Source organism: Spirosoma litoris (genome assembly GCF_054776755.1).
In genome coordinates this window covers 1-1,048 of record NZ_BAAHBI010000091.1, presented here as the reverse complement: position 1 = coordinate 1,048, position 1,048 = coordinate 1, and the positions used below count along the sequence as shown (strand labels likewise).

The window sequence follows — 1,048 nt, the reverse complement described above, 5'->3', positions numbered from 1 at the left end:
CCCTTCAACAAAAACTGGCCGACACCGAAGCGCTGCTCCAGCAAGAACGTTTGAAGAACCAAGCCTTGCAAACGGTGATTGAAATAGCCGAAAAAGAATTCAAGATTCCCATTCGAAAAAAGTCTGGTTCCAAGCGGTGAGTCACTTGCATCTGCATCATCCCTTGGTGCGTATGCAGACCCTCTGCGGCCTGTTTGGAATGAGCCGCCAGGCTTGGTATGATGAGCGGAAACGAGCTGACAAAGACGACTTGCAGGTTGCTCTATTACTCAGTGAAGTCAGACGATTACGGATTGATTTACCCTCCATTGGCATTGATGTGTTACACTACAAACTGACTGATTTTCGTCAGCAACATGGCATCAAGATAGGTCGAGATAAATTAGCTAACCTACTAAGAGATAATGGCTTACTGATCGTCAAGAGGGGTAGGCGAGTGAAGACGACCTGGTCTCACCATCGCTATTTTAAATATCCCAATTTGACGACAGGACTATATGTACAAGCTCCCAACTCTTTATGGGTAAGTGACATTACGTACATTCTGATTGGTCGTGGATTTGGTTATCTGAGCTTAATCACTGACGCCTATTCACGGAAGATCGTGGGCTGGGCCTTAGATGAGTCATTGCAAGCTACAGGCCCAGTCGCTGCGCTGAAAATGGCCTTACAGACGAATAAAGGACACTTGAAAGAGCACTTAATTCATCATTCAGATCGAGGGGTACAATACTGTTGCACCGATTATATAACCTTCTTGAAACAGGCCAAAATAGCTATTAGTATGACCCAAAATGGTGATCCTTATGAAAATGCGTTAGCTGAACGGGTGAACCGAACCATCAAAGAAGATATGTTACAAAACCGGGGGTTTGTTACGTTTGAGGCCGCCAAGGAAGCCGTTCAGCGCGCCATTGAGAATTATAATACGTTACGGCCGCACGGAAGTTGCAACTATTACACGCCTGATCAGGCTCACCAAATGGAAGGCGAATTAGCCCCAAAGTGGCGTAAATCAAAGGGTCGAAATACGGATAACAAGCCCAAG

1 protein-coding gene is annotated in these 1,048 nt (G+C 45.8%); it reads left to right on the top strand.

The genetic code is table 11. From position 1 onward, the window contains the following. Positions 1–136: 136 nt before the first annotated feature. Positions 137–1,048: IS3 family transposase (locus tag ACYVGR_RS37610; RefSeq protein ID WP_460966075.1), on the top strand; the 912-nt coding region annotated here is incomplete at its 3' end.